General features: G+C 63.8%; 24 protein-coding genes. 16 read left to right on the top strand and 8 right to left on the bottom strand.

Translation table 11 applies throughout. The features are described 5' to 3' along the window. Window positions 1-7 precede the first annotated feature (7 nt). On the bottom strand, window positions 8-613 hold the full coding sequence (gene pdxH, locus AB4M76_RS09005; RefSeq protein ID WP_368441490.1) for a pyridoxamine 5'-phosphate oxidase: 606 nt from the start codon (window positions 611-613) through the stop codon (window positions 8-10). A 273-nt stretch (window positions 614-886) separates the two neighbouring features. On the opposite strand from pdxH, the gene fabI reads away from it, so the two are divergent. The 6 genes from fabI to AB4M76_RS08975 are packed head-to-tail and all read left to right on the top strand — an operon-like array spanning window position 887 to window position 7,954. After that, window positions 887-1,693: an enoyl-ACP reductase FabI gene (fabI, locus tag AB4M76_RS09000; protein ID WP_368441489.1), complete on the top strand. Its 807-nt coding sequence runs from the start codon at window positions 887-889 to the stop codon at window positions 1,691-1,693. Between the two features lie 56 nt (window positions 1,694-1,749). Beyond that, the gene (gene gpt / locus AB4M76_RS08995; RefSeq protein ID WP_368441488.1) at window positions 1,750-2,283 is read left to right on the top strand and encodes a xanthine phosphoribosyltransferase; all 534 of its coding nucleotides are present in this window, start codon (window positions 1,750-1,752) and stop codon (window positions 2,281-2,283) included. A gap of 48 nt (window positions 2,284-2,331) precedes the next feature. Beyond that, the gene (locus AB4M76_RS08990; protein WP_368441487.1) at window positions 2,332-3,513 is read left to right on the top strand and encodes an aminotransferase; all 1,182 of its coding nucleotides are present in this window, start codon (window positions 2,332-2,334) and stop codon (window positions 3,511-3,513) included. Window positions 3,514-3,543: 30 nt separating this feature from the next. Then, the gene (locus AB4M76_RS08985) at window positions 3,544-5,388 is read left to right on the top strand and encodes a peptidyl-prolyl cis-trans isomerase (protein WP_368441486.1); all 1,845 of its coding nucleotides are present in this window, start codon (window positions 3,544-3,546) and stop codon (window positions 5,386-5,388) included. A gap of 11 nt (window positions 5,389-5,399) precedes the next feature. After that, window positions 5,400-6,911, top strand: a complete 1,512-nt coding sequence (trpE, locus tag AB4M76_RS08980) for an anthranilate synthase component I (RefSeq protein ID WP_368441485.1) — start codon at window positions 5,400-5,402, stop codon at window positions 6,909-6,911. Between the two features lie 2 nt (window positions 6,912-6,913). Next, window positions 6,914-7,954 (top strand): succinylglutamate desuccinylase/aspartoacylase family protein, encoded by a 1,041-nt coding sequence (locus AB4M76_RS08975; protein ID WP_368441484.1) that lies wholly within the window; start codon window positions 6,914-6,916, stop codon window positions 7,952-7,954. A 7-nt stretch (window positions 7,955-7,961) separates the two neighbouring features. On the opposite strand, the gene AB4M76_RS08970 is transcribed toward AB4M76_RS08975, so the two are convergent. Then, window positions 7,962-9,623 carry a divergent polysaccharide deacetylase family protein gene (locus tag AB4M76_RS08970; RefSeq protein WP_368441483.1) on the bottom strand — a complete coding sequence of 554 codons (1,662 nt, stop codon included), beginning with the start codon at window positions 9,621-9,623 and terminating at the stop codon, window positions 7,962-7,964. 166 nt (window positions 9,624-9,789) lie between these two features. On the opposite strand from AB4M76_RS08970, the gene AB4M76_RS08965 reads away from it, so the two are divergent. The 7 genes from AB4M76_RS08965 to lexA all read left to right on the top strand — a co-directional run bounded on the left by AB4M76_RS08965 (window position 9,790) and on the right by lexA (window position 15,265). Then, window positions 9,790-10,371, top strand: a complete 582-nt coding sequence (locus AB4M76_RS08965; protein WP_368441482.1) for an aminodeoxychorismate/anthranilate synthase component II — start codon at window positions 9,790-9,792, stop codon at window positions 10,369-10,371. Further along, a complete protein-coding gene (trpD, locus tag AB4M76_RS08960; protein ID WP_368441481.1) occupies window positions 10,368-11,384 on the top strand; it encodes an anthranilate phosphoribosyltransferase in 1,017 nt (338 codons plus the stop codon). The genes AB4M76_RS08965 and trpD overlap by 4 nt, the downstream gene beginning before the upstream one ends. Further along, entirely contained in the window at window positions 11,381-12,040 is a 660-nt protein-coding gene (locus AB4M76_RS08955) for a uracil-DNA glycosylase (RefSeq protein ID WP_368441480.1), read from the top strand. The genes trpD and AB4M76_RS08955 overlap by 4 nt, the downstream gene beginning before the upstream one ends. Window positions 12,041-12,047: 7 nt before the next feature. Beyond that, on the top strand, window positions 12,048-12,860 hold the full coding sequence (gene trpC / locus AB4M76_RS08950; protein ID WP_368441479.1) for an indole-3-glycerol phosphate synthase TrpC: 813 nt from the start codon (window positions 12,048-12,050) through the stop codon (window positions 12,858-12,860). Further along, window positions 12,860-13,333 (top strand): cyclic pyranopterin monophosphate synthase MoaC, encoded by a 474-nt coding sequence (gene moaC / locus AB4M76_RS08945; protein WP_368441478.1) that lies wholly within the window; start codon window positions 12,860-12,862, stop codon window positions 13,331-13,333. Before trpC ends, moaC begins: the two co-directional genes overlap by 1 nt. After that, a complete protein-coding gene (gene glp, locus AB4M76_RS08940; RefSeq protein ID WP_368441477.1) occupies window positions 13,330-14,502 on the top strand; it encodes a gephyrin-like molybdotransferase Glp in 1,173 nt (390 codons plus the stop codon). Before moaC ends, glp begins: the two co-directional genes overlap by 4 nt. 67 nt (window positions 14,503-14,569) lie before the next feature. Continuing rightward, window positions 14,570-15,265, top strand: a complete 696-nt coding sequence (gene lexA, locus AB4M76_RS08935) for a transcriptional repressor LexA (protein WP_368441476.1) — start codon at window positions 14,570-14,572, stop codon at window positions 15,263-15,265. Here lexA and AB4M76_RS08930 read toward each other — a convergent pair. Continuing rightward, window positions 15,259-17,301: a ComEC/Rec2 family competence protein gene (locus tag AB4M76_RS08930; RefSeq protein WP_368441475.1), complete on the bottom strand. Its 2,043-nt coding sequence runs from the start codon at window positions 17,299-17,301 to the stop codon at window positions 15,259-15,261. The two genes, lexA and AB4M76_RS08930, sit on opposite strands and share 7 nt — an antisense overlap. Before the next feature lie 114 nt (window positions 17,302-17,415). Between AB4M76_RS08930 and gltX the strand changes: the two genes are divergently transcribed. The 3 genes from gltX to AB4M76_RS08915 all read left to right on the top strand — a co-directional run bounded on the left by gltX (window position 17,416) and on the right by AB4M76_RS08915 (window position 20,991). Beyond that, window positions 17,416-18,816 carry a glutamate--tRNA ligase gene (gltX, locus tag AB4M76_RS08925; RefSeq protein WP_368441474.1) on the top strand — a complete coding sequence of 467 codons (1,401 nt, stop codon included), beginning with the start codon at window positions 17,416-17,418 and terminating at the stop codon, window positions 18,814-18,816. A 117-nt stretch (window positions 18,817-18,933) separates the two neighbouring features. After that, window positions 18,934-20,229, top strand: coding sequence for a citrate synthase (locus tag AB4M76_RS08920; protein WP_368441473.1), 1,296 nt, complete (start codon window positions 18,934-18,936; stop codon window positions 20,227-20,229). A gap of 462 nt (window positions 20,230-20,691) precedes the next feature. Then, on the top strand, window positions 20,692-20,991 hold the full coding sequence (locus AB4M76_RS08915) for a hypothetical protein (protein WP_368441472.1): 300 nt from the start codon (window positions 20,692-20,694) through the stop codon (window positions 20,989-20,991). A 3-nt stretch (window positions 20,992-20,994) separates the two neighbouring features. Here the strand turns inward: AB4M76_RS08915 and AB4M76_RS08910 are convergent, their stop codons facing one another. The 5 genes from AB4M76_RS08910 to AB4M76_RS08890 form a co-directional block, all read right to left on the bottom strand. Beyond that, the gene (locus tag AB4M76_RS08910; protein ID WP_368441471.1) at window positions 20,995-21,771 is read right to left on the bottom strand and encodes an enoyl-CoA hydratase-related protein; all 777 of its coding nucleotides are present in this window, start codon (window positions 21,769-21,771) and stop codon (window positions 20,995-20,997) included. Between the two features lie 69 nt (window positions 21,772-21,840). Continuing rightward, entirely contained in the window at window positions 21,841-22,293 is a 453-nt protein-coding gene (locus tag AB4M76_RS08905) for a cytochrome c-type biogenesis protein CcmH (protein WP_368441470.1), read from the bottom strand. Then, a complete protein-coding gene (locus tag AB4M76_RS08900; protein ID WP_368441469.1) occupies window positions 22,290-24,254 on the bottom strand; it encodes a heme lyase CcmF/NrfE family subunit in 1,965 nt (654 codons plus the stop codon). Before AB4M76_RS08900 ends, AB4M76_RS08905 begins: the two co-directional genes overlap by 4 nt. A 60-nt stretch (window positions 24,255-24,314) precedes the next feature. Next, window positions 24,315-24,905 (bottom strand): holin family protein, encoded by a 591-nt coding sequence (locus AB4M76_RS08895; RefSeq protein WP_368441468.1) that lies wholly within the window; start codon window positions 24,903-24,905, stop codon window positions 24,315-24,317. After that, window positions 24,896-25,507 carry a holin-associated N-acetylmuramidase gene (locus tag AB4M76_RS08890; RefSeq protein ID WP_368441467.1) on the bottom strand — a complete coding sequence of 204 codons (612 nt, stop codon included), beginning with the start codon at window positions 25,505-25,507 and terminating at the stop codon, window positions 24,896-24,898. The genes AB4M76_RS08895 and AB4M76_RS08890 overlap by 10 nt, the downstream gene beginning before the upstream one ends. Window positions 25,508-25,532: the final 25 nt, after the last annotated feature.

Here is a 25,532-nt window from a genome sequence, read left to right as displayed (position 1 = left end):
TTCCACCCTATGGGTTCAACCGTGTGACTTGCCAAGGTTCCGCCGGATCAGAGCGTCGCCATTGGAAACGGTCATGCAGGCGAAATTCTCCGTCCGCCCAGAATTCGATTTCAAGCGGGGTGATCCGGTAGCCGCCCCAGAATGGCGGGCGCTTCGGGTTCACCCCATGCTGTGCGGTCACCTTGGCCACCTCCGCCATCAACGCCCCGCGCCCCGACAGCGGCTGTGACTGGCGCGAGGCCCAGGCCCCCAGCCGGCTTTTCAGCGAGCGGGAGGCGAAATATTCATCGGCTTTCGGCCCATCTTCGCGGGCGATCAGCCCCCGCACCCGGATCTGCCGCCGCAGGGATTTCCAATGCATGACAAAGGCCGCCTTCCCCGCCGCGTCCAACTCCTGCGCCTTGGCGCTTTCGTAATTGGTGTAGAAGACAAAAGCCGCGGGCTCTATTTCCTTGAGCAGCACCATGCGCGCATTGGGCAACCCCGTGGCATCCACGGTGCTGAGCGCGATGGCATTGGGATCATTCGGCTCAGACGCCTCGGCCTCGCGCAGCCAGCTTTGCGCGATGACAAAGGGGTCGTCTCCTTTAAATATGCCGCTGCGCGCTTCCATCCTGCGTCCTTCCTAAACCCTGGGCCCGCCTTTCGGCGCTGCCTCTCACCCGCGCCTTCTCACATCGAAATGTGGAAGAATTTAGGTAAGTCTGTTGTTTTTACTATCATTATCCCCGCGTCAGTCAAAGCACAACTGCGCCTCTACCGCTGCGCGAACCCGCGCCGTGCGATTTGTCCGGATCGGTCCGGCAATGCCCCCTCCAGCCTTGCCGCTCTGCGCGCAATCGCCTAAACCATGCCCAACAAAACAGAACATGGACAAGGCGCCGGTATGGGAAACGAATTGATGAAGGGCAAACGCGGGCTGATCATGGGCCTTGCGAATGACAAATCCATCGCATGGGGCGTGGCCAAAGCGCTGGCCGATGCGGGCGCTGAACTGGCGTTTTCCTATCAGGGCGAAGCGCTGAAGAAACGTGTGGGGCCGCTGGCCGAACAGCTGGGCAGCGATCTGGTGCTGCCCTGCGACGTGGGCGATGAGACTTCGATCGACGCGCTCTTCGACGGGCTGAGAGACCGTTGGGACGGGCTCGACTTTATCGTCCATGCCATTGGCTTTTCCGACAAGGGCGAGCTACGCGGGCGCTATGTCGACACCAGCCGCGGCAATTTCGCCATGTCGATGGATATCTCCGTCTATTCCTTCACCGCCGTGATGCAGCGCGCGGAAAAGATGATGTCGCCCGGTGCCAGCGCCTTGACGCTCACCTACTACGGGGCGGAAAAAGTCATGCCGCATTACAATGTGATGGGCGTGGCCAAAGCGGCGCTGGAGGCTTCGGTCAAATACCTCGCCGAAGACCTCGGCAAAGACGGCATCCGCGTCAATGCGATCTCGGCCGGGCCGATCAAGACGCTGGCCGCCTCCGGCATCGGCGATTTCCGCTACATCATGAAGTGGAACGAGTATAATTCGCCCCTGCGCCGCAATGTCACCACCGAGGATGTGGGCAAGGCCGCGCTCTTCCTGCTGTCTGATCTCGGCAGCGGCACCACGGGCGAGAACCTGCATGTGGACGCGGGCTATCACGTGGTCGGCATGAAGGCGGTTGACGCGCCGGACATGTCCAAGGAATAACGCGCCTCACTCCCACCCGGCGCGGGTCCCCGCGCCGCTTGCTGCAAAGGAACATCATGAGCACCCCCAAAGACGCCTCGCGCCTGCCCCACGAGAAAGGCTTTCACATCTCTTGGGATCAAATCCACCGCGACAGCCGCGCGCTGGCCTGGCGGCTCGATGGGCTTGGCCCGGACAATGGGGCCTGGCGGGCGGTGGTGGCGATCACCCGTGGCGGGATGGCACCGGCGATGATCGTCGCGCGGGAGCTCGACATTCGCACCGTCGATACGATCTCGGTCATGTCCTACCATTCGGGCGGGGGTGCCGCCGACCAACGCCGCGACGCCAAGGTGCTGAAATCACCGGATGCCGAGATCATGGGCGATGGCACCGGCATCCTGATCGTCGATGATCTGGTCGACAGCGGCAAGACCATCGAACTGGTGCGCGAGCTTTACCCCAACGCCCATTTCGCCACCGTCTATGCCAAGCCCGAAGGCGAGCCGCAGGTCGATACTTTCATCACCGGCGTCAGCCAGGACACATGGATTTTCTTCCCCTGGGACATGGCGCTGCAATATGTCGAGCCCTATCGCGGCAAAGACTGACAAGCGCTCCGCCGCGCCCTATTTTCCTCTCTGATCCGGACAGCCCCTATGACGCTCACGCGCACCGCCACCACATTCTTCCCCCCGGTGATGGAGGCGCGGCGCTGGCTTGACGGCACCGCCTTCTCGGCGGCGCGTCCGCTGATCAACGTCAGCCAGGCCGCCCCGGTCGATCCGCCCCCCGAAGCGCTGCGCCGGGCGATGGCCGAGGTGATGCTGAACAATGATGAGGCGCATCTTTATGGTCCGGTGCTGGGTCTGCCGGAATTGCGGGCCGAACTGGCGCGGCAAACGGCTGAGAAATATGCCGGGGTGGTGACAGACGAACAGGTCTGCATCACCTCGGGCTGCAACCAGGCCTTCGCCGCCGCCATCGCCACGCTTTGCGGCGAAGGGGATGAGGTGATTCTGCCGACCCCTTGGTATTTCAACCACAAGATGTGGCTCGACATGAACGGCGTTGCGGCCCTCCCCCTGCCCGTCGAATCCGACATGTTGCCGGACCCGGCCCGCGCCGAGGCGCTGATCACCCCGCGCACCCGCGCCATCACGCTGATCACGCCGAACAACCCCACCGGCGTCGAATATCCCGCCGCCTTGGTGCAAGAATTCTTTGACCTCGCCCGGCGCCACGGCATCGCGCTGATCCTCGATGAGACCTACCGCGATTTTCACAGCCGCCCCGGCCCGCCGCATGGGCTGTTCAGCGATCCCGATTGGCACGACACGCTGATCCATCTCTATTCCTTCTCCAAAGCCTACCGTCTGACCGGCCACCGCGTTGGCGCGATGATTGCCAGCAAAGCGCGGCTGGCGGAGGTGGAGAAATTTCTCGACACCGTGGCGATCTGCCCTGCGCAGATCGGCCAGCATGGCGCGCTCTGGGGGATGCAGCACCTCGGGCCTTGGCTGGCGGGCGAACGCGAAGAGATCCTTGCCCGCCGCGCGGTGATCTCTGACCTGATGCCAAGGCTCGAACCGCTGGGCTGGGAACTGCTCGGGCTGGGCGGTTATTTCGCCTATATGCGCCACCCGTTTGACATCTCATCCGCCGATCTCGCCCCACAATTGGTGCGCGATGCGGGCGTGCTGTCCCTGCCCGGCACGATGTTCACGCCCGAGGGGGACGACAGCGGCGCGGCGCAGTTGCGGATCGCCTTTGCCAACCTTGATGCCGACGGTCTGACCACCCTTTTCGACAGGCTTGCAGCCCTGCCACACAGCGCATAGACAGGTCCGAAATTAACGAGGGACCCTGTCATGGCCAAAAAAGGCTTCAGCTTTTCGAAAACCGCCGTTTGGGCCTTGATGGGTCTTTTGATCTTGGGCCTTGGCGGCTTTGGCGCGATCAACCTCAGCGGCAATCTGCGCAGCATCGGCAGCGTCGGGGACAAGTCGATCTCGGTCGATCAATACGCCCGTCAGTTGCAGCAGGAAATCCGCGCCATTGAGGCGCAGACGGGCGAAAGCCTGCCCTTTGCCCGCGCCCAGGAAATGGGGCTCGACCGCGCCGTCTTGCAGCGCCTTGTCCGCAACCGCGCGCTCGACAATGAGGCCGATGAGATGGGCATCTCGATCGGCGACGCGACCCTGCGCGACGAAGTCGTCGCGATTTCGGCCTTCCAGGGCATTGACGGCAAGTTCGACCGCGAAGGCTACCGTTTCGCCCTCCAGCAAAGCGGCATGAGCGAGGCGGAGTTTGAAACCTCCCTGCGCGAAGAGGCCGCCCGCGGCCTGCTGCAACGCGCCGTTCTGGGCGGCGTGTCGATGCCCGACACCTATGCCCGCACCCTGGTCGATTACGTCAGCGAAGCGCGCAGCTTTACCTGGGCGCGGCTCGACGCCAATGACCTTGACGCCCCCCTGCCCGCGCCGACCGAGGAAGAGCTGAAAGCCTATTACGAGGCCAACCAAGACGACTTTATGTTGCCCGCGAGCAAGAGCATCACCTACGCCTGGCTCTCGCCCGAAGACCTGCTGGACGAGGTCGAGGTGCCAGAGGAAGAACTGCGCGCCGAATATGAGGCCCGCAGCGATGAATATAACCAACCCGAGCGCCGTCTGGTCGAACGTCTGGTTTTTGCCAATGAGGAAGCCGCCGATCAGGCCGCTGCCGCGCTCGAAGTCGAGGGCACGACCTTTGAGGCGCTGGTCGAAGACCGCGGTCTGGCGTTGCAGGACGTCGACATGGGCGATGTGGCGAAATCCGATCTTGATGCGGCTGGCGATGCGGTCTTTGCGGCTGAGACCGGCGATATCGTGGGCCCCCTGCCCACGTCTCTCGGGCCTGCGCTTTTCCGGGTGAACGCCGTGCTGCCTGCGCAGAATGTGCCCTTCGAAGAGGCCCGTGACGTGCTCGAAGAAACCCTCGCCATCTCCCGCGCCACCCGCGCCGTGGAAGCCCGCGCGCAGGAAATCGACGACCGGCTTGCCGGGGGCGCGACATTGGAGAACCTCGCCGAGGAAACCAAGATGCGCCTTGGCACCATTGACTGGACCGAAGACAGCAGCGAGGGCATCGCGGCCTATGGCGCTTTCCGTCAGGCCGCCGCCGCGCTGAGCGAGAATGACTTCCCGCAGATCGACCAGCTTGAAGATGGCGGCATCTTTGCCCTCCGTCTGGATGAGACCAAACCCGAACGCCCGAACCCCTTTGACGCGGCCCGGGCCGAGGTCGAGACCGCATGGCGCAACGCGCAGATCGTGGAACGTTTGACCGAACAAGCCGAGACGCTGACCGCCGATCTGGCCGAAGACGGTGGCTTTGAAGCCGCGGGCCTTGAGCCGCAGATCGGCGAGAACATGACCCGCGGGGCCTATGTCGACGGCACCCCCGAAGGCTTCATGGATCAGGTCTTTGACCTCGAAGAAGGCGGCGTCGCCGTGCTGCCGGCCGAGGATCACGTCGTCGTGCTGCGCCTCGACAGCATCACCCCTGCGGGTGAGAGCGATGAGACCGAAGCCCTGATGGCGCGGCTGTCCGAGCAGTTGGACCAAGCGCTGGCCGAAGACCTTTTCAACATCTACAGCGAGGCGGTCATGCGCCGTACCGCGCCGCAGATCGACCAACGTGCGGTGCAAGCCGTGCATGTGAACTTCCCCTGATAGGCACGCCCATGGCTCTGACACCGGATTTCGACAGCTTCGCCCGCGCCTATGACGCGGGTGAGAACCAGATCGTCTACACAAGGCTCGCCGCCGATCTCGACACGCCGGTGTCGCTCATGCTGAAACTGACGGGCGATGGCGAAAACGCCTTCGTGCTGGAATCGGTGACCGGCGGCGATGTGCGGGGGCGCTATTCGATCATCGGGATGAAACCCGATCTGATCTGGCGTTGCCGTGGCGAGACTGCCGCCCTTAACCGCGCGGCCCGCTATGATGCCGATGCCTTTGAGGAAATGCCGGGCAACCCGCTCGACTGTCTGCGCGCGGTCATCGCGGAATCGCGCATCACCCTGCCCGATGACCTGCCCCAGGCCGCTGCCGGTCTTTTTGGCTATCTGGGCTATGACATGATCCGGCTGGTCGAACATCTGCCCGATGTGAACCCCGATCCGCTGGGCCTGCCCGATGCGCTGATGCTGCGCCCCTCGGTCGTGGCGGTGCTGGACGGGGTGAAGGGCGAGGTGACCATCGTCTCGCCGGCTTGGGTGTCTGACGGGCAATCCGCCCGCGCCGCCTATGCGCAGGCGGCGGAGCGGGTGATGGACGCGGTGCGCGATCTGGAACGCGCCATGCCGCAGACCTCGCGCGAGATGGGTCAGGCCGCCGACCTGCCAGAGCCGGTGAGCAATTTCACCCGCGACGGCTATAAGGCGGCGGTCGAAAAGGCGCGGGACTATATCGTGGCGGGCGACATCTTTCAGGTGGTGCCAAGCCAACGCTGGGCCCAGGGGTTCACGCAACCGCCCTTCGCGCTCTACCGCAGCCTGCGGCGCACCAATCCGTCGCCCTTCATGTTCTACTTCAATTTTGGCGGCTTTCATGTGGTGGGGGCGTCCCCCGAAATCCTCGTGCGGGTCTTCGGCAATGAGGTCACCATCCGCCCCATCGCAGGCACCCGCAAACGCGGCGCCACGCCAGAGGAAGACCGCGCGCTTGAGGCCGATCTGCTGAGCGATCCGAAGGAACTGGCCGAACATCTCATGCTGCTTGATCTCGGTCGCAATGACGTGAGCCGGGTGGCCAAGATCGGCACCGTGCGCCCGACCGAGGAGTTCATCGTCGAACGCTACAGCCATGTCATGCACATCGTGTCGAATGTGGTGGGCGAGTTGAAAGAGGGCTGCGATGCGCTCGACGCCTTCTTTGCGGGCATGCCTGCGGGCACGGTCTCCGGCGCGCCAAAGGTCCGCGCGATGGAGATCATCGACGAGCTGGAGCCGGAAAAACGCGGCGTCTATGGCGGCGGCGTGGGCTATTTCAGCGCCGGCGGCGATATGGACATGTGCATCGCCCTGCGCACCGCCGTCGTGAAGGATGAAACGCTCTATATCCAAGCCGGCGGCGGCGTGGTCTATGACAGCGATCCCGAGGCCGAATTCATGGAGACCGTGCATAAATCCGGCGCAATCCGGCGCGCGGCGGCGGATGCGGCACGTTTTGGCGGCAAAGGAAACAGCTAAGCATGCCCCCCCGCGCCCCCTTTCAGATCGCGGGGCATTCCGTCGCCCCCGGCAGCAGCCTTGCCGTCGATCTGCCGGTCTCGATCCTGCCCGATCACACGCCGGTGCATCTGTCGCTTGAGATTTTCCACGGCAAACGCGCCGGTCCGACGATGTTCGTCTCGGCCGCCGTGCATGGCGATGAGGTCATCGGGGTTGAGATCCTGCGCCGTCTGCTCCGCGCCCCGCAACTCAGCGCCCTGCGCGGCACGTTGATCGTCGTGCCGGTGGTGAACTCCTTCGGTTTCCTCAACCGCTCGCGCTACCTGCCTGACCGGCGCGATCTGAACCGCTGTTTCCCCGGCTCACCCTCTGGCAGTCTTGGCGCCCGGCTGGCGCATATCTTTTTGCATGAGGTCGTGCAGCGCTGTGATTTTGGGATCGATCTGCATTCCGCCGCAATTCACCGCACCAACCTGCCGCAGGTGCGGGTTTCGCCCGCCGATAAGACCACCCAGAAAATGGCCCTCGATTTCGGCGCCCCGGTGGTGCTGACCTCGCCGCTGCGCGATGGCTCGCTGCGGGCGGTGGCCGCCCGCGAAGGCACCCCGATCCTGCTTTACGAGGCCGGCGAAGGGCTGCGGTTTGACGAGATGGCGGTGCGCGCGGGGCTCGCGGGTATCCTGCGCGTCATGCGCGGGCAAGACATGCTGCCCGCCAAAGGCATCGCCCGCGCCCGCTCTGCTCCCTATATCTGCACCGCCTCCCATTGGCTTCGCGCCCCGGCGGGCGGGCTGTTGCGGACCTTCCGAGCCGAGGGGGAGACGGTGGCCGAAGGGGATCTGCTGGCGATCGTCTCCGACCCCTTTGGCAAGGAAGAGGCAGAGCTTGTCGCCGATGCGCCGGGCATCTTGATCGGGCGCGCCATGTTGCCGGTGGTGAACGAAGGCGACGCGGTCTTTCACCTTGCCAAGCTCGGCCCCCGCGCGGCGGAGGCCACGGTGGATGAATTGGTCAGCCAGTTGGAAGAAGACCCGCTTTTTGACGAAGACGAGATCATCTGAGCCGGGCTTACTCCTCGCGCAGCAAGACCTCTGAGACCGGCACCAAAGCCACATCGCTGGCCCGGTCCTGCAGCCCCCAGAGCAGCAGCGCCGAGACCGTATCGGGGCGCAAACGCCCCAGCATAATCACCGCGCCCTCCTGCCCGGCCTTGAACGCCGCCTGATCCAGGAAACGCCGGATCACCCGGGCGGTCTGGCCCTTGCTGTCGAAATCGCGAAACACCGGATCGGCTGGCACACCCGCCTTGCGGGCCAGTTTGGGCATGGTGTTCAGCCCCTTGTCCTGCGTCACCAACCCATGGCCGGAGAGTTTCAGGATATCGGTCACCTGATCGGCCAGCGCGCGGCTGCCCTGAAACCCGGCGCCGGGGCCTTCTAACACGCCGACGACGCCCTCGATCCGGTCCAATGTCGCGGCGAAAGTGGTTTCCGCGTCGCTGGGCTGTGCCCCCTGCGGCAGGTCCACCATGGCCAAGACCTCGAAGCCCGCGTCGCGATAGGTCGCGATACGTTCCGCCACATCGGGCAGGCTGCTGTCGACGGCAAAGCTCAGCGGATAGGGAAAGCTGCGCAGCGCCGCGAGCCCGGCATCTCCGGTGATCACGGTGCTGCCGTCATCAATCAGAACCACGCTCATCAGTGGTTTGCCCTCAGGCACATCGACCGACACGCGGTTGGTAAGGATCGGGCGGCTGTCCGGCGGGCCCTCGGGCAGAGCACCCTCCGCCGCCTCGATCTCACCCTGCGCGTCGGGCGCGTCGGCCTCGGGCCGGTTGATCACCACAGCCCCGCCGCGATCTGTCAGAGGGGACGCGGGCGTGCCGATCATCGGGCGCGGCGCGGGATCTTCGTCCGCTGCCGCTTCGTCTGCGTCAGCTTCTTCGATGATCTGCGCTGCGGGCGGACGCCGCGCGGCTTCGGGGGCCTGCGCCGGATCAGGTGCGTCCGCGTCATTTTGCGTCTCGGGTGCGGGCTCCGGGGCGACTTCGGTCACCCGCCCGCTCGGAGCTTCGGCAGGATCGGCGGTGCTGTCTTCGACCGGCGCCTCCACTGCTTCGGCTTCAGGCTGTTCGACCGCAACCTCTTCCACGGCGGCGGGGTCGGCTGCGCGTTCCTGCGCGGGCAAGGTGATCGCTTCGTCTTCCGACAGCTCAGGCGCCGCCAGCCCGGCAGGCGCATCGAAGGCCCCCTCGATCCCGGCGATTTCTGGCGCCGGGGGCTGCGCAGGCTCGGTGCTGATCGACAGCTCTTCGGCAAGTTGCGGCGTGGTGGGGGCCGAGGATTGCGGATTGGGCAGAACCGGCTCCTCCCCCCCGGGCTGGGCGGGGCTATCGCCTGCGGGATCGGCAGGGGTGTTCAGCCCTTCGGCATCGCCGGTCTCGGGCAGGCCCGCGGGCGCCTGGGCGTCGGCGTCAAGCGCGGCAAGGTCGTCTTGCACCGGCGCATCGGCGCGCGGCACGGCACGGTTCGAGGCCGGCGGTGTTTCGGGCAGACGGTCTTGCTCGGCCACATCGCTCAGCCGGATCCGCGCCGGCGCAGGGCCCGCGCCCGGCGCGGCATCCCCCACCTGTGGCGGCAGCGGCAGCGGCATTATCAGCGACAGCGCAGTCACCACGCCGATGCTCGCGACCCCGCCCCAAATCAGCCCGCTCAGAAATCCGCGTGCCATGTTCCCTACTCCTGCTGCCTGCACCCGGCCCCGAAGCCGTGGCGTTTCCCTCAATTGCCTTGGCCCGCACTCTTGACGATAGGGTCCAAGCCTGAACATGTATGCCCAAACCTATACCGCGCTCCGGCGTGGTTTCTCCAGACCTAATCCAAGAAATGGCTGCCCCTTGCTGCTGCTTATCGATAACTACGACAGCTTTACCTATAACCTCGTGCACTACCTCGGCAGCCTTGGCGCGGATGTGCAGGTGCACCGCAATGACGCGCTGAGCGTGGCCGATGCCATGGCGATGAACCCGGCGGGGATCCTGCTGTCGCCCGGCCCCTGCGACCCGGATCAGGCGGGGATTTGCCTGGAGCTTACCCATGCCGCCGCCGAAGCGCGGTTGCCGCTGCTTGGCGTCTGTCTGGGGCATCAGACCCTGGGGCAGGCCTTTGGCGGCAAGGTCGTGCGCGCGGATGACATCGTGCATGGCAAATTGGGACAGATGCAGCATGGGGGGCGCGGTGTCTTTGCCGGCCTGCCCTCGCCCTTTGGCGCCACGCGCTATCACTCGCTGGTGGTGGAACGCGAAAGCCTGCCCGACTGTCTTGAGATCACGGCGGAATTGGAGGACGGCACGATCATGGGGCTGCAACACCGCGAGCTGCCGCTGCACGGTGTGCAGTTTCACCCTGAATCGATCCGCTCCGAGCATGGCCACGCCCTGCTGCAAAACTTCCTGAACGAAATGAAGGTCCCGGCATGAGTAGCGCATTGAAACCCTTGCTGGATGCCGCCGCCAACGGGCCGCTGACCTCCGAACAGGCGATCGAAGCCTTTGAAATCCTCTTCGATGGCGAAGCCACCCCGAGCCAGATCGGCGGCTTTCTCATGGCGCTGCGCACGCGGGGCGAGACGGTGACGGAATATGCCGCCGCCGCCCAAGTGATGCGCAGCAAATGCAACCCGGTTCACGCCCCCGCCGGCGCGGTCGACATCGTCGGCACGGGCGGAGATGGCAAAGGCACGCTGAATATCTCCACCGCCGCCGCCTTTGTCGTCGCGGGCGCCGGGACGGTGGTGGCGAAACATGGCAACCGGAACCTCAGCTCGAAATCCGGCGCTTCGGACGCGCTGACCCAATTGGGGATCAATGTCATGGTCGGGCCACAGGTGGTCGAGCGTGAACTGCAAGAGGCCGGCATCGGCTTCATGATGGCGCCCATGCATCATCCCGCCGTGGCCCATGTGATGCCCACGCGGTCCGAGCTTGGCACAAGGACGATCTTCAACATCCTCGGCCCGCTGACCAATCCCGCCGGCGTGACGCGGCAACTGACCGGCGCCTATTCCCGCGATCTGATCGAGCCGATGGCGCTGACGCTGAAGAAACTGGGCTCCGAGAAAGCCTGGCTTGTGCATGGCTCTGACGGCACCGATGAGCTGACCATCACCGGCGTGAGCTGGGTTGCCGCGCTGGAGGATGGCGTGGTGCAGATGCGCGAGCTGCATCCCGAGGATGCGGGCCTCCCGGTGCATCCCTTCGAGGCCATCGCCGGTGGCGCGCCCGAAGAAAACAGCAAACATTTCGCGGCCCTACTGGACGGTGCGCCGTCTGGCTACCGCGATGCGGTGCTGCTCAACGCAGCCGCGGCCTTGGTTGTGGCTGATGCGGCAGACGACCTGAAGACAGGCGTCGAGATGGCGCGCGAGAGCATCGACAGCGGCGCCGCACGGGATCGGATCGAAAAGGTCGCGCGGATCAGCCACGCCAAATGAGGGCCGCCCTGCGACCCGCCCTTGGCGCATGGGGCGCCCTGCCGTTCTTTGCGCAAGACTGGCCGCGCATCGCTGAGGCCTTGGCGGAAGAGCCGCGTGACATCCTGCCGCCTGCGCCGCAGATATTCGCAGCGCTTGAGCGCACCCCGCCGGAAAAGGTCAGCGTCGTGATCCTCGGCCAGGACCCCTACCCAACCCCCGGCCATGCCCATGGCTTCGCCTTTTCCGCCGCCCCGGAAACCCGCCCGCTGCCCCGATCTTTGGCGAATATTTACAAAGAGTTGCAGGCCGATCTGGGGGATTACCCCGAGACCGCCGATCTGCGGTTCTGGGCCGACCAAGGGGTGCTGCTGCTGAACAATGTGCTCACCGTGCCCGCGGGGCAAGCCAATGGCCATGCAAAACTGGGGTGGCAAAATCTGACCCGCGACGTGCTGGCGCGCCTGTCTGACAGACCCCGCGCCTATCTGCTTTGGGGCGCGCAGGCGCAGAAAACAGCCCGCGCGGTCGACCCGGTATCCAACCTCAAGATCGAGACCCCGCACCCCTCGCCGCTCTCGGCGCATCGCGGGTTCTTTGGCTCACGCCCCTTTTCGCGTGTTAATGATTGGTTGCAGCGTCACGGCAAGCCCGCCATACAATGGGCAAAGCCGTGAGGATGCCATGACCGCCACAATTCTGGAACAAATCAAGACCTACAAATTGGAAGAGATCGCCACTGCCAAGGCCGAAAGACCCTTGGCCGAGGTCGAATCCGCGGCGCGGGCAGCCCCGCCGGTGCGTCCCTTTGCGCAGCGTCTTCACGAGGCGTCGCGGGAAGGATATGGGCTGATCGCCGAGATCAAAAAAGCCAGCCCGTCCAAAGGGTTGATCCGTGAGGATTTTGAACCGGCAGCGCTTGCCCAGGCCTATGCCGCTGGGGGCGCCACCTGCCTTTCTGTCCTCACCGACACGCCAAGCTTCCAGGGTGCGAAAGAGTTCCTGGTCGACGCCCGCGCGGCCTGCGATCTTCCCGTTCTGCGCAAGGATTTCCTCTACGACCCCTATCAAGTCGCCGAGGCGCGCGCCCTGGGCGCGGATTGCATCTTGATCATTATGGCCTCGGTTTCGGATGCCCAGGCCGCCGAGCTCGAAGAGGCCGCCCATGCCTGGAACATGGATGCGCTGATTGAGGTGCATGATGCCGCAGAATTGTCCCGCGCCGAGAAGCTGACCAGCCGGATGATCGGCATTAATAACCGCAATCTCAATACCTTCGAGACCTCTCTTGATGTAACGCGCCAACTGTCCGAAGCGGTCCCGCCCGACCGGATGCTGGTCTGCGAATCCGGGCTCTACACGCCTTCGGACCTTGCCGATATGGCGATCTATGGCGCGCGTTGTTTCCTGATCGGGGAAAGCCTGATGCGCCAGCAGGACGTCGAACAGGCCACCCGCGATCTGCTGGCCAACCCGTTGACGCCCGGAGGCATGTGATGGCCCTGACCCATTTCAACGCCCAAGGCGACGCCCATATGGTCGACGTGTCGGAAAAACCCGTCACTTCCCGTATCGCCACCGCCGAGAGCCACATCAAGATGGCGCCGGAAACGCTTGATATTATTACCGAAGGTCGGGCGAAGAAAGGGGATGTTCTGGGCGTTGCCCGGCTTGCCGGGATCATGGCGGCAAAACGCACCGCCGATTTGATCCCCTTGTGTCACCCATTGCCCATCACCAAAGTGAACGTTGATCTGGTTCCTGATGCCACTCTTCCGGGGGTGCGGATCACCGCGACCGTCAAGACCACCGGCCAAACCGGCGTTGAGATGGAAGCCCTCACAGCCGCGAGCGTGGCTGCCCTGACGGTCTACGACATGGCCAAGGCGGTGGACAAGGAGATGGAAATCGGCGGCACCCGTGTGCTCCTTAAAGATGGTGGCAAATCAGGTCGTTACGAGGCCCTATGATCAGCGTTGAAGAGGCGCTGAGCGCCGTTCTTGAACTCGTCTCCCCGCTCCCACATGAAGATGTGCCGCTGCGCGCCGCGCATGGGCGGGTGCTTGCCAAGACCGTAAGCGCAAGGCGCACACAGCCCCCCTTCGCCGCCTCCTCAATGGATGGCTACGCGTTGCGGCGGGCCGAGGTGGAACCCGATGCGATGTTCAAGGTCGTCGGCGAATCCGCGGCCGGAAATGGGTTCTCAGGCAGTTCGCGCGCAGGCCAGGCCGTTCGGATTTTCACTGGTGCCCCGGTCCCCGATGGGGCCGACTTTGTCGTTATACAAGAAGACGTTACGCGGCGCGGCGACCTTATCACGCTGGGCCATAAGATCGATTCCAAAGACAATATTCGCCCGGCTGGCGGGGATTTTAAGGAAGGCGATCAACTGTCCGCCCCCCGGTGGCTGCGGCCCGCCGATATCGCGCTGCTGGCCGCGATGAACCACGCGACTGTCGTGGTGACCCGCAAGCCCGTCGTTGCGATCCTCGCCACCGGGGATGAGCTTGTTCAACCGGGCGAGAGCCCCGGTCCTGACCAGATCATCGCGTCCAACAGCTATGGTTTGGCGGCGATGTTTGAAAATGCGGGCGCGGAAGCGCGCATTCTACCCATTGCGCGCGATACCGAAGCCTCCCTGAAACAGGCCTTTGCCTTGGCCAAGGGCGCCGATTTGATCGTGACCATCGGCGGCGCTTCGGTGGGCGATCATGACCTGGTGGCCCCGGTCGCGGCCGAGCTCGGGTTGGAGCAATCTTTCTACAAAGTCGCCATGCGCCCCGGAAAGCCTTTGATGGCGGGGAGATTGGGCTCTTCGGCGATGATCGGACTGCCCGGAAATCCAGTATCTGCAATGGTTTGCGGCACGGTCTTCGTGTTGCCGATGCTGCGCAGGCTCTTGGGCCTGAACAGCGTGCATGACCAGAGTTTCGAAGCGCCGCTCGGGCGGGATCTCGGCCCGAATGGCCCCCGCGCCCATTACATGCGTGCAACCCTGCGCGAGGGCAAAGTTTTCCCCGACGACCGTCAGGATTCGTCGCTATTGTCCGTGCTGTCGACCGCCGATGCCCTTATGGTTCGCCCGCCCCATGATCCCCCCCGCAAAGCGGGTGAAATCCAGCGCTGTTTCCCGCTTTAAGTGTTGGCTATTGACACAAAAGGAGAACGTCAGTAGAACAAAAGGCAGGAAATTGCAGGGGGCGCAGATGCTGACCAAGAAACAGCTCGATTTGTTGGCTTTTATTCATAAGAGAGTGCAACGTGACGGCGTCCCGCCCAGTTTCGATGAAATGAAATCGGCTTTGGATCTGCGGTCCAAATCCGGCATCCACCGGCTGATCACGGCCTTGGAAGAGCGCGGGTTTATCCGGCGTTTGGCGCATCGGGCCCGCGCGATCGAAGTGGTCAAACTGCCGGAAAGCCTTGGCGGGGCGCCGGGTTTTGCGCCGCGGGTGATTGACGGTGATCGCCCTGACAGCGCGCCGCCTGCGACTGCGCTGAATGTTTCCAGCCAGCATGCTTTTGATGTTCCGGTGATGGGCCGTATTGCGGCCGGTGTTCCGATCGAAGCCATCTCGCAAATCTCCCATAATGTGGCTGTGCCGGGCGGAATGATTGCCGGCCAGGGGGAGCATTACGCGCTTGAGGTTCAGGGCGACTCGATGATCGAAGCGGGCATCAACAATGGTGATATCGTCGTGATCCGCGAGACATCTGTGGCCGATAATGGGGATATCGTCGTCGCGCTGGTCGAAGATCTGGAAGCGACGTTGAAGCGGTTTCGGCGGCAGGGGTCATCGGTCGCTTTGGAGGCCGCCAACCCCGCCTATGAGACACGCGTATTGCCCTCGGATAAGGTCAAAGTGCAGGGCCGTCTGGTTGGGCTGATTAGAACTTACTGACTTGCGCGGCCTCTCTTGCGCTGACGGTTCCACAATCGGTTCCCGACCAGTTCCCGTGCGGTGACGACGTCCCAGCCTTGGGCGCTTCTATGTAAGGCCACCGATCCCGTGATCCGCAAGCGCGGCGGGTCATAGAGGGTACAATCTGTGGGCCCAGCCGGGGGCAGAGGAACTGAGGCCACCACCACCTCTCCGCTCTGGCACCCTGAGAATTGAGCTACGGCGGTTTTTCCTGACAGATGGGTGACGGGCAGGTCCTCCTTTGCATGCGTCCAGCGCGCGGCGGCTTGAGGTTGATCCGCGCCATCCCCATCGTTTTCCAGCCAGTTACGGGCGATGAACCCGGCTCCTTTCGATTTGCTGAGCGCCCGCCCCTGCGGCGTCATCACACCCACCAATGTGCCGCTGTCGGCAATCAGGACTTCGGGCCGGTGGCTGTCCTGCCACAGTACCATCGCGGCGAGCATTAGGGGCAGCCCGCTCCATCGCAGACGCCCCCGCCAGAGGACCAGCAGCAAGAACCCGAGGGTGAGCAGAGGCAAGACCCAGCCATTCGGGCTCGGCACATGGCCGCGTGCGCCCGGCAGCACGGCGACCACTTCCGCGACGCCGAGTATCCAGCGCAACCCCAGTCCCATCGCCCAAAGCCCGATATGCTCCAACCCCAAAGGCGCGAGAAGCACGGCAACCACCGCGGCGGGGATCACCAGAATGCCCATGAGGGGGACTGACAAGAGATTTGCCGCCAGCCCATAATGCGCGATGGTATTGAAATGCGCGGCAGAGATCGGCGCTGTGGCCGCGCCGGCGATGGCGGAGGAAATCACGACCGCGGCCAGCGGGCGCAGGCGGCGCGGGATCAGATCCGCCTCGGCCGCGCGGATCCAGCCAAAGACGGCGACCAAACCCGTTGTCGCCGCAAAGGACATCTGAAACCCCGGCCCCAAAAGCGCCTCGGGCCGGAGCGCCAGCACTATGGTCGCCGCCACCGCCACGGCGCGAAGGGATATTGCACGGCGTCCGATCATCAGGGCGCATAGGGCCACGGCCACCATGATATAGGCGCGTTCGGTGGCGACATTCCCCCCCGAGAGGGCGAGATATCCTGTCGCGGCCAACAAAGCCGAGGCCGCCGCGATGCTACGGCTGGGCAGATGCGTGGCGGTGTAGGGATGCAGGGCCAGCAGCAGCCGGATCGCGGCAAAGACCACACCGCTTAACAAGCCCATGTGCAGGCCGGAAATGGCCAGCAGATGCGCGAGATTGCTGTGCCGCAGATCACGCAGGGCATCTTGGGAGATGGCGCTGCGGTCCCCAGTTGTGATGGCCGCGGCGAAACCGCCGATGTCCCCGGGCAGCGTATCCCGAACCCGCTTGGAAGCGGCCATGCGCAGGCGAAACAGCAGCAATTCTGCCCCCCGCTCCGGCGCCGCTTCGGCCCCCATCAAGGGCGCATGGGTATAGCCCACGGCCCCCAGCTGCGCGAACCAAGCATGGCGTTGGAAGTCGAAACCACCGGGCTCGACCGGGCCACTGGGGGGCAACAGATGGGCCGTGGTCATCACGCGGAAACCCGGCTTTGGGTCGATCCCGTCGATCTTTCCATGCAGTGACAGCCGCACCCGGTCCGGGGTTCGCGCAGGGGGGACGCGGTCCAGCCGAACGCGGTCGAGCGTGACCCGCGGCGCGTCAGATTGGCTCCGGTCCAGCGCAACGATGCGCCCCTCTACCGGGCCGTAATAGCGCCATGCAAGGACCGGGCCTGCGACAGACTGCGACCGCGCGGCGGCCAGCAGCACCCCGGTCAGAACCAGCGCTGCGGCAAGCGCGAGCGGGGCCACGGCTTCCGGCAGCCGCAGGCTTGCCAGCAACAGCCCCGCGCCCCCAGCAGCCACCATGGCGAGCACCGCGAGCGACGGTTCTTCCAGCAAGCCGAAATACCAGCCGATCCCGCTCGCGAGACAGACCGGCACCCAATGAAAGAGATGCCCGCGTTGGCGCAGCATCATGTCGCGTATCTGGTTCAAGAGCCCCATGCTTGCCCCCGCGGATCGCACTGGGTAGACAGGCGCAAACGTTAGGGTGCCTGTGGTTAGCAAATGGTAAACACCACCCTGCCCCAATCATATTTCTGACCGAAAGGCCCTGCCATGAACGCCCCCGTCGTGACCCGTTTCGCCCCTTCGCCCACCGGGTTTTTGCACATTGGCGGGGCGCGCACTGCCCTGTTCAACTGGCTTTACGCGCGCGGGCGCGGCGGCCAATTCCTGCTGCGCATCGAAGACACAGACCGCGCGCGTTCAACCCCCGAGGCGACAGAGGCGATTCTGAAAGGCATGGCCTGGCTCGGCCTTGATCACGATGGCGAGATCGTTAGCCAGTTCGAGAATGCCCCGCGTCACGCCGCCGTGGCGCATGAATTGCTGGCGGCCGGCAAAGCCTATAAGTGTTTTGCGACGCAAGAAGAAATCACCGCCTTCCGTGATACTGCCAAGGCCGAGGGCCGCAGCACGCTCTACCGCTCTCCTTGGCGCGATGCGGATCCAGACACCCACCCCGACGCCCCCTATGTGCTGCGCATCAAGGCGCCGCTCGACGGCACCACGGTGATCCGCGATCAGGTGCAGGGCGATGTCACCATTCGCAACGACCAGTTGGATGATATGGTCCTGCTGCGCTCGGACGGCACGCCGGTCTATATGCTCGCCGTTGTGGTGGACGACCATGACATGGGGGTGACCCATGTGATACGGGGCGACGATCACCTGAACAACGCCGCGCGGCAGATGATGATCTATGAGGCGATGGGCTGGGACGTGCCGGTCTGGGCCCATATCCCGCTGATCCACGGGGCGGACGGCAAGAAACTGTCGAAACGTCACGGTGCCTTGGGGGCGCAGGAATATCAGGTCATGGGCTTCCCGGCGGCGGGCATGCGCAACTACCTCGCGCGCTTGGGCTGGAGCCATGGCGATGACGAGTTTTTTACCGACGCTCAGGCGAAAGAGTGGTTTGACCTTGCGGGCATCCGCAAAAGCCCGGCGCAGTTTGATCTCAAGAAGCTGGAAAATCTTTGCGGTCAACATATTGCGCGGGCCGATGATGCCGCGCTGCGGCGCGAGATTGAGGCGTTTCTGGATGCCGCCGGCCAAGCTGCCCTGACGGAAGCCCAGGCTCAGGATCTGGAACGGGCGATGTATTGCCTGAAGGATCGCGCGAAGACATTCCCCGAACTCCTTGATAAGGCAGCCTTTGTCCTGACAGACCGCCCGATCGAGCCAGATGAGAAAGCCGCGAAAAACCTCGATTCGGTATCCCGTGGCATACTGTCGGAATTGACGCCGCATTTGCAAAATGCTAGCTGGGACAAGGAAACGCTGGAGGAGGTGCTGAACGGCTTTGCAGCTGCGAAAGACACCAAGTTCGGCAAGCTGGCGGGCCCGCTTCGGGCGGCACTTGCTGGCAGGGCAGTCACCCCATCGGTTTTTGACATGATGTTGGTGCTGGGGCGCGATGAAACCCTTGCCCGACTGACAGACGCCGCCGCTTGAAGTTTGGTTAACCACTTCTCAATGCGGCACGATATAACTGACCGGGACGGCCCTCTTCGCGGGGCCTAGCCCAGACGGCGGGGCGCACCTCGCAGGCAACATTCGGGAAGGGACTTCATGACCAATAAAAACAAAACCGCAACGCTGACGATCGATGACAATAGCTTCGATCTGCCGATCCACAGCCCGACCGATGGGCCCGATGTTGTCGACATTCGCAAGCTCTATGCGCAGGCGGGCGTCTTTACCTATGACCCCGGCTTCACCTCCACGGCGGCCTGCGACAGCACCATCACCTTTATCGATGGCGATAAGGGCGTTCTGCTGCACCGGGGCTATCCGATCGAGCAACTGGCCAGCAAATCGCACTATCTCGAAGTGTGCTACCTGCTGCTTTATGGTGAGCTGCCCTCCCCCAAAGCGCTTGAGGATTTCGAGCGTCTGGTGACCAACCACACCATGCTGCATGAGCAGATGATGTATTTCTTCCGTGGCTTCCGCCGCGATGCGCATCCGATGGCCGTGATGGTCGGCGTGGTTGGCGCGATGTCGGCCTTCTATCATGACAGCACCGACATCACCGACGAACACCAGCGCGAAGTCGCCTCGATCCGCCTGATCGCCAAGATGCCGACGATTGCCGCGATGGCCTATAAATACACCATCGGCCAACCCTTCGTGTATCCGCGCAATGATCTCGACTATGCCTCGAACTTCCTGCGCATGTGTTTCGCGGTTCCGGCTGAGGAATATGAGGTCAACCCGATCCTGAGCCGCGCGATGGACCGGATTTTCACCCTGCATGCCGATCACGAACAAAACGCCTCGACCTCCACCGTGCGGCTGGCGTCTTCCTCGGGCGCGAACCCCTTTGCCTGTATCGCCGCCGGCATTGCCTGCCTCTGGGGTCCGGCGCATGGCGGGGCGAACCAAGCCTGCCTCGAAATGCTCAAGGAAATTGGCACGCCTGACCGTATTCCCGAGTTCATCGCCCGCGCCAAGGACAAGGATGATCCTTTCCGTCTGATGGGCTTTGGCCATCGGGTTTACAAGAACCACGACCCCCGTGCGACCGTGATGAAAGAGAGCGCGGATGAGGTGCTGGAGCTTTTGGGGGTCGAGGACAATCCGATCCTGCAGGTGGCCAAAGAGCTTGAAAAACAGGCGCTCGAAGATCCGTATTTCGCGGAGAAGAAGCTGTTCCCGAATGTGGACTTCTATTCGGGCATCATTCTTGAAGCGATGGGTTTCCCCACCTCGATGTTCACCCCCATCTTTGCACTGGCCCGCACCGTCGGCTGGATTTCGCAGTGGAAAGAGCAGATCAGCGATCCGCAACTGAAAATCGGCCGCCCGCGTCAGCTGTATCTGGGCGAAGATACCCGCGACTATGTGGATATCGAAAACCGCTAAACCGGACCTACGCAGAACAATCAAACGCCCCGTCAATCGGGGCGTTTCGCGTTTGAGCGGCTGGAGTAAGCGGAGCTTCTGAACCGTTGTTGCGGCACAGGCGACAATCCGATGCCCGCCCATCCGTCGCGCGAATCGCGGCAGCCCGAGCCCGACAGCAAAGCGTTACGCAATCCCGGCAGAAAAGCGCGAATGTTTCCAAGTGTTTTGCCAGTTTCGAAACACCGCGCTTCAGAGTAAGGCTAAATTTAGGCATTGTTTCGGGCAGGCCCACAATGCCCCGCGAGCGCTTGACCCGATTCACCTCCCCCCGTTACCGTTAAGCTTAACGCCTCATCCCGGGGCCGTATTGTTGCGATGCTGGCGGGAATTCCCGCGACCAAGTCATGGCATCATCCGGCTTTCGGAGGCAATGAATCCGCAGGGCAAAGCACGCGCCGCCCGGACAGCAAGGAATGCGTAATGGCCGTATTGGACCGGACAAAAGGGCTTCGCTGGGACTGTGCGATCGGCTTGACGCAGCCTGTCTCTGGAGATGCCTCGGTCCCGCATGGGGCGCTGGTGCCGGACACGCGGCATGACTGCGATCAGATCGCGGTGGTCTATGACAAAGGGCAAAGCCCGCCTGAAATCACCATCCGGCGCGTGTCGGGGTCGGTGCATACCGTCTTGGCCGATGGCATTGCCGTCGCGGTGGTGGCGCGGGCCAACGGCCCGGCGCCTTCGGTTCAGGATGTTCTGCTGGTCGAGCGCAGTTGCTAGGCGTCAGCGGCCTTCGAAGTTTGGCGCCCGCTTTTCAGTGAACGCCTGTACCCCCTCCTTGAAATCATCCGACCTGCCGCAGCGCCCCTGCGCTTCGGCCTCAAGGGCCAGCTGATCCTCGACACCGTGCTCCCAAGTCGCGCGGATCGCCCGTTTGGCTTCGGCATAGGCTGCTGTCGGCCCCGCCGCCAATTGCGCGGCCTTGGCCCGCCAATGGGCATCAAACTCCGCGTCGGGCACCGCTTGCCAGATCATGCCCCAGGCGTCGGCCTGCTGCGCGGTAATCTTATCTGCAAAAAGCGCGGCTCCCATCGCCTTCGCCATGCCCATCTGACGCGGCAGGACATAGGTGCCGCCGGCGTCGGGGATCAATCCGATTCGGGTGAAAGCCTGCATGAAATAGGCGCTTTCGCTGGCGAAAACCACATCGGCCGCCAGGGCCAGATTGGCGCCCGCGCCCGCCGCGGGGCCGTTCACTGCGGCAATGGTCGGCACCGGGCAATTGACGATGGCGCGCAGCAGCGGCGCATATTCCTCGCGCAGGGTCTGCTCCAGATCGACGGCAGCGCCCCCGGCCCGATCCCCCAGATCCTGACCCGAGCAGAACGCCCGCCCGGCCCCGGTCAGCACCACCACGCGGCCCTCGCGCCCCCCTTCGGTGACGGCCTGGGTCAACTCTGCCCGCATCTGCGTGGTCAGCGCGTTCATCTTGTCGGCGCGGTTGAGGGTAATCAAAGCGATGCCATCGGACAGCGCATAGGTGATCGTTTCATAGCTCATTCGGATACCTCGATAATTGCTTGGCCGCAGCATAGCAAAGCCCCCCGGCGCGGCCAGTGGAACTGCGCGTCAGCGGTCGAGAATATCGCGCAGCCGGGCTTCTTCCTCGGGGCTGAGGGGCGCCTCTGCCGTCGTCTTACCGCCCGCGCGGCCCCGCAGATAGAGGAATCCCAGCCCCCCAGCGAGCAGCAGCATCAGCGGCCCCGCCCCCCAAAGCAGCCAATTCGCCCCGGTGACACGAGGGTTCAGCAGCACATATTCACCGTAACGCCCGACGATGAAGTCAACCGCCTCATCATCGCTGTCGCCCGCCACCAAACGCTCGCGCAGCAAAAGCCGCAGATCCCGCGCAAGGCTCGCGTTGCTTTCGTCAATGCTCTCATTGCGACAGACGAGGCAGCGCAGACCTTGGCTCAGCTCCCGCGCGCGGGATTCCAAGACCGGATCGTCCAGCACCTCATCGGGCTGCACCGCCCAAAGCGGGCTGGCCATAAGGGTCAGGATGAGCAGCAGGCGTTTCATTCAGCAGGCACCCCTTTGGGCTGTTTGCGCGCCCCCGCCGCGACACGGAAACGCCGGTCACTGAGGCTCAGAACCCCGCCAAGCGCCATCAGCGCGCAGCCGATCCAGATCCAATTGGTCATCGGTTTGATATAGGTGCGCACGGCCCAACCGCCGCCGTCCTGCGCGTCACCGATCACCACATAGACGTCCCGCGCAAGGTTATAGTCAATCGCTGCTTCGGTGGTGGGCATCTGCGCCACCGGGTAAAAGCGTTTCTCGGGCCGCAGGGTAGCGATTGTCTTGCCGTCTTGCGCCAGCACCAGCTCGGCCATCGTCGTGAGGTAGTTCGGCCCCTGCTCCTCGCGCACGTCCTTCAGGGTCAGCGTGTAGCTGCCCACGTCAAAGGGCTCATCAATCTGGGCCACGCGGATATCGTCCACCGCCCAGGCCATCAATCCGGCGATCCCGGCCATGGTCACCCCAAGACCGCCATGCGCCGTTGCCTTGCCCCAGTCGGCCCGCGGCAGCCGCCGCAAGCGGCGCAGCTTGCCCGGCCCGCGGCCCAGCCGCTGCATCAGATCGACGAGCGTGCCCATCACCAGCCAGGCGCCGAGGAACATCCCGACCGGACCCAAAAGCCCGCGCCCGCTTTGCATGGCAAAGGCCAAGCCCCCGAGCGCCAGCGCCAGAACAAAGGCATAGCGCAGCGGGTAAAGTGCGCGCATGATCTTGGCCCGTTTCCACGGCATCGCACTGCCGATGGGCAGGATCAGGCCGAGCGCTACCATGAAAGGGGTAAAGGCCGCGTTAAAGAACGGCGGGCCGACGCTCAGTTTGCGGTCAAGGAACATCTCGGCCACCAGCGGCCACATGGTGCCGACGAAGACCACGAAACAGGCCACCGCCAGCAACAGATTATTCACCACCAGCGCGGTCTCACGGCTCAGCAGGCCAAAGACGCCTTTGGCCTCCAGCACACTGGCCCGCATCGAATAAAGCACCAGCGCCCCGCCGGTGAAGAACCCGAGGATGGCGAGGATGAAGACCCCGCGCTCCGGGTCATTGGCAAAGGCGTGAACCGAGGTCAGCAAGCCGGAGCGCACGATAAATGTCCCGATCAGCGAAAAGCCAAACGCCAAGATCGCGAGGAGGATTGTCCAGCTTTTCAGGCTCTCGCGTTTCTCCACCACAATCGCCGAATGCAAGAGCGCCGCCGCCAAGAGCCAGGGCATGAAGGAGGCGTTTTCAACCGGGTCCCAGAACCAGAACCCGCCCCAGCCAAGCTCGTAATAGGCCCACCAGGACCCAAGCGCGATGCCGATGGTCAGAAACACCCAGGCCGCCAATGTCCATGGGCGCACCCAACGTCCCCAGGCCGCATCGACACGCCCCTCGATCAGCGCGGCCACGGCAAAGCTGAACGCCATGCTCAGCCCCACATAGCCGAGGTACAGAAACGGCGGATGAAAGGCCAAGCCGGGGTCCTGCAACAGCGGGTTCAGGTCTTGCCCGTCAAACGGCGGCGTGCCCATGCGCAGGAAGGGGTTCGAGGTGAACAGGATAAAGGCCAGAAAGGCCACCCCGATCGCCGCCTGCACCGATAGCACCCGCGCCCGCAGACGCGGCGGCAAATTGCCGCCAAACCATGCCGCCATCGCACCAAAAAGCGCCACGATCAGCACCCACAGCAGCATCGAGCCTTCGTGGTTGCCCCATGTGCCACTGATTTTATAGAGCATTGGCTTGGCCGAATGGCTGTTTGCCACCACCAGCCGCAGGCTGAAATCGGATGTGATAAAGGCCCACATCAAGGCGCCAAAGGACAGCGCGATCAGCGCAAACTGCGCCCCCGCCGCGGGTTCTGCCACCGCCATCCAACTGGCGCGGCCGCGCCATGCGCCCCACATCGGCACCACCATCTGTACCAACGCCACGCCAAAAGCGAGCACCAGCGCGAAATGTCCAAGTTCTGTAATCATGCGCCGAACTATAGGGGGACAGCGCCCCCTAAGCCATGGCAAATCATACCCGGCGGTCGGTCAATCCGTCGCAGCCAGCGCGCGGCTGCGGCGCCATGCATCGAGCGCCGGGTTCTCCGACGGTTCCAGCGCCGCCAGTGTCAGACGGCTGTCCGCTCCGGTCTCTGCCACCTTCGGCGTGTCGGCCCGCAACTCCCGTAGCGTCTCGATATTGCTGACGACCTGCGGCACGCGGGTGATCGTGCCCACAATCGCCTGTTGAAACGCCTGTGATTTGGCCTGCTGCCGGGCGCCAAAATAGAAGGACACGATCACCCCCAGAAGCCACCATAGCGGTTCAGGCACCAGCGCGATCCCCTGCATACGTTCCGCAAACCACAAGGGATCAACCATGGCGGTGACGAACAGCCCCAGGGTGCCAAGCGCCAGCATCGGGCGCGGCAGGCGGTTCACCCCGTCCATAAAGCGGTCAAAGCCGCCTTGCCGCGCGACTGCGAATTCGGCCCCATATTGCGCCATGGCCTGGCCCTGGGCGCGATGCGCCCGCTGTGCTCCGGCTTCGGCGTTCTCGCGGAACACTTCGACGGTGTCGCGCACAAGGTTGCGCTCGCCACCAAAGACCAATGTGAAAAGGCGGTCGATCAACCCCATGTTGCCACCCTCCGTGCGAATGCTGCCTCGGTCATATGGTACTGCGGCGCGATGAATTCCTCGGCCCGGCGAATCCAGCCGCCTTTGCCGCCCGCCCGGTTGCGCGCGTATTTTCGGCTTGCAGGGCGCCGGTCGGCCAGACGGAAATAGTAATTGCGCCGCGCAATACCGTAGGCATCAACCAGATGATCGGGGGCGGCGCGCAGCGCGGCATCTGCCGCACGGATCGTCTGCGGCCCGATGGAGCCGTCGACTGCGATCGCATGGCCCATCTCGCGCAGCAGGTTTTGCAGGATTTTCACCGCATTGCTTCCGGCATTCACATACATGTCAAAGACGCTGGGCTGAAGCGGCGCCGGCAGTTCCGTGATCAGCGGCGCCTCGAAATAATGTCTGATAAAGATATCCACCGCCTGCGGTTGGCTGAGGCTGCGCACGTCAGAGATATCGACCCGCCCGTCCCCGGTCAGGTCCAACCCCAGCCGCCGCATTGTGGGGAGGGTGACGCCGAAATTCGTCGGGCCGCCCGGATCATCCGGGTCGTTCACAAACCCGCCTTCGCGGGCGACAATCGCCTGGGCGATCTCTTTGACTGTCGGCATATCCGGCCCTCCTGTTCTGGGTGAG

Source organism: Sulfitobacter sp. PS-8MA, from assembly GCF_040933935.1.
In the GTDB taxonomy this organism is placed as follows: domain Bacteria; phylum Pseudomonadota; class Alphaproteobacteria; order Rhodobacterales; family Rhodobacteraceae; genus Sulfitobacter.
The sequence above is the reverse complement of the archived record's forward strand: the minus strand, read 5'-3'. Positions and strand labels throughout refer to the sequence as shown.

Coding starts and splice junctions, on each gene's coding strand:
- pdxH (WP_368441490.1), bottom strand. CDS start 613: ATGGAAGCGCGCAGCGGCATATTTAAAGGAGACGACCCCTTTGTCATC.
- fabI (WP_368441489.1), top strand. CDS start 887: ATGGGAAACGAATTGATGAAGGGCAAACGCGGGCTGATCATGGGCCTT.
- gpt (WP_368441488.1), top strand. CDS start 1,750: ATGAGCACCCCCAAAGACGCCTCGCGCCTGCCCCACGAGAAAGGCTTT.
- AB4M76_RS08990 (WP_368441487.1), top strand. CDS start 2,332: ATGACGCTCACGCGCACCGCCACCACATTCTTCCCCCCGGTGATGGAG.
- AB4M76_RS08985 (WP_368441486.1), top strand. CDS start 3,544: ATGGCCAAAAAAGGCTTCAGCTTTTCGAAAACCGCCGTTTGGGCCTTG.
- trpE (WP_368441485.1), top strand. CDS start 5,400: ATGGCTCTGACACCGGATTTCGACAGCTTCGCCCGCGCCTATGACGCG.
- AB4M76_RS08975 (WP_368441484.1), top strand. CDS start 6,914: ATGCCCCCCCGCGCCCCCTTTCAGATCGCGGGGCATTCCGTCGCCCCC.
- AB4M76_RS08970 (WP_368441483.1), bottom strand. CDS start 9,623: ATGGCACGCGGATTTCTGAGCGGGCTGATTTGGGGCGGGGTCGCGAGC.
- trpD (WP_368441481.1), top strand. CDS start 10,368: ATGAGTAGCGCATTGAAACCCTTGCTGGATGCCGCCGCCAACGGGCCG.
- AB4M76_RS08955 (WP_368441480.1), top strand. CDS start 11,381: ATGAGGGCCGCCCTGCGACCCGCCCTTGGCGCATGGGGCGCCCTGCCG.
- trpC (WP_368441479.1), top strand. CDS start 12,048: ATGACCGCCACAATTCTGGAACAAATCAAGACCTACAAATTGGAAGAG.
- moaC (WP_368441478.1), top strand. CDS start 12,860: ATGGCCCTGACCCATTTCAACGCCCAAGGCGACGCCCATATGGTCGAC.
- glp (WP_368441477.1), top strand. CDS start 13,330: ATGATCAGCGTTGAAGAGGCGCTGAGCGCCGTTCTTGAACTCGTCTCC.
- lexA (WP_368441476.1), top strand. CDS start 14,570: ATGCTGACCAAGAAACAGCTCGATTTGTTGGCTTTTATTCATAAGAGA.
- AB4M76_RS08930 (WP_368441475.1), bottom strand. CDS start 17,301: ATGGGGCTCTTGAACCAGATACGCGACATGATGCTGCGCCAACGCGGG.
- gltX (WP_368441474.1), top strand. CDS start 17,416: ATGAACGCCCCCGTCGTGACCCGTTTCGCCCCTTCGCCCACCGGGTTT.
- AB4M76_RS08920 (WP_368441473.1), top strand. CDS start 18,934: ATGACCAATAAAAACAAAACCGCAACGCTGACGATCGATGACAATAGC.
- AB4M76_RS08915 (WP_368441472.1), top strand. CDS start 20,692: ATGGCCGTATTGGACCGGACAAAAGGGCTTCGCTGGGACTGTGCGATC.
- AB4M76_RS08910 (WP_368441471.1), bottom strand. CDS start 21,771: ATGAGCTATGAAACGATCACCTATGCGCTGTCCGATGGCATCGCTTTG.
- AB4M76_RS08905 (WP_368441470.1), bottom strand. CDS start 22,293: ATGAAACGCCTGCTGCTCATCCTGACCCTTATGGCCAGCCCGCTTTGG.
- AB4M76_RS08900 (WP_368441469.1), bottom strand. CDS start 24,254: ATGATTACAGAACTTGGACATTTCGCGCTGGTGCTCGCTTTTGGCGTG.
- AB4M76_RS08895 (WP_368441468.1), bottom strand. CDS start 24,905: ATGGGGTTGATCGACCGCCTTTTCACATTGGTCTTTGGTGGCGAGCGC.
- AB4M76_RS08890 (WP_368441467.1), bottom strand. CDS start 25,507: ATGCCGACAGTCAAAGAGATCGCCCAGGCGATTGTCGCCCGCGAAGGC.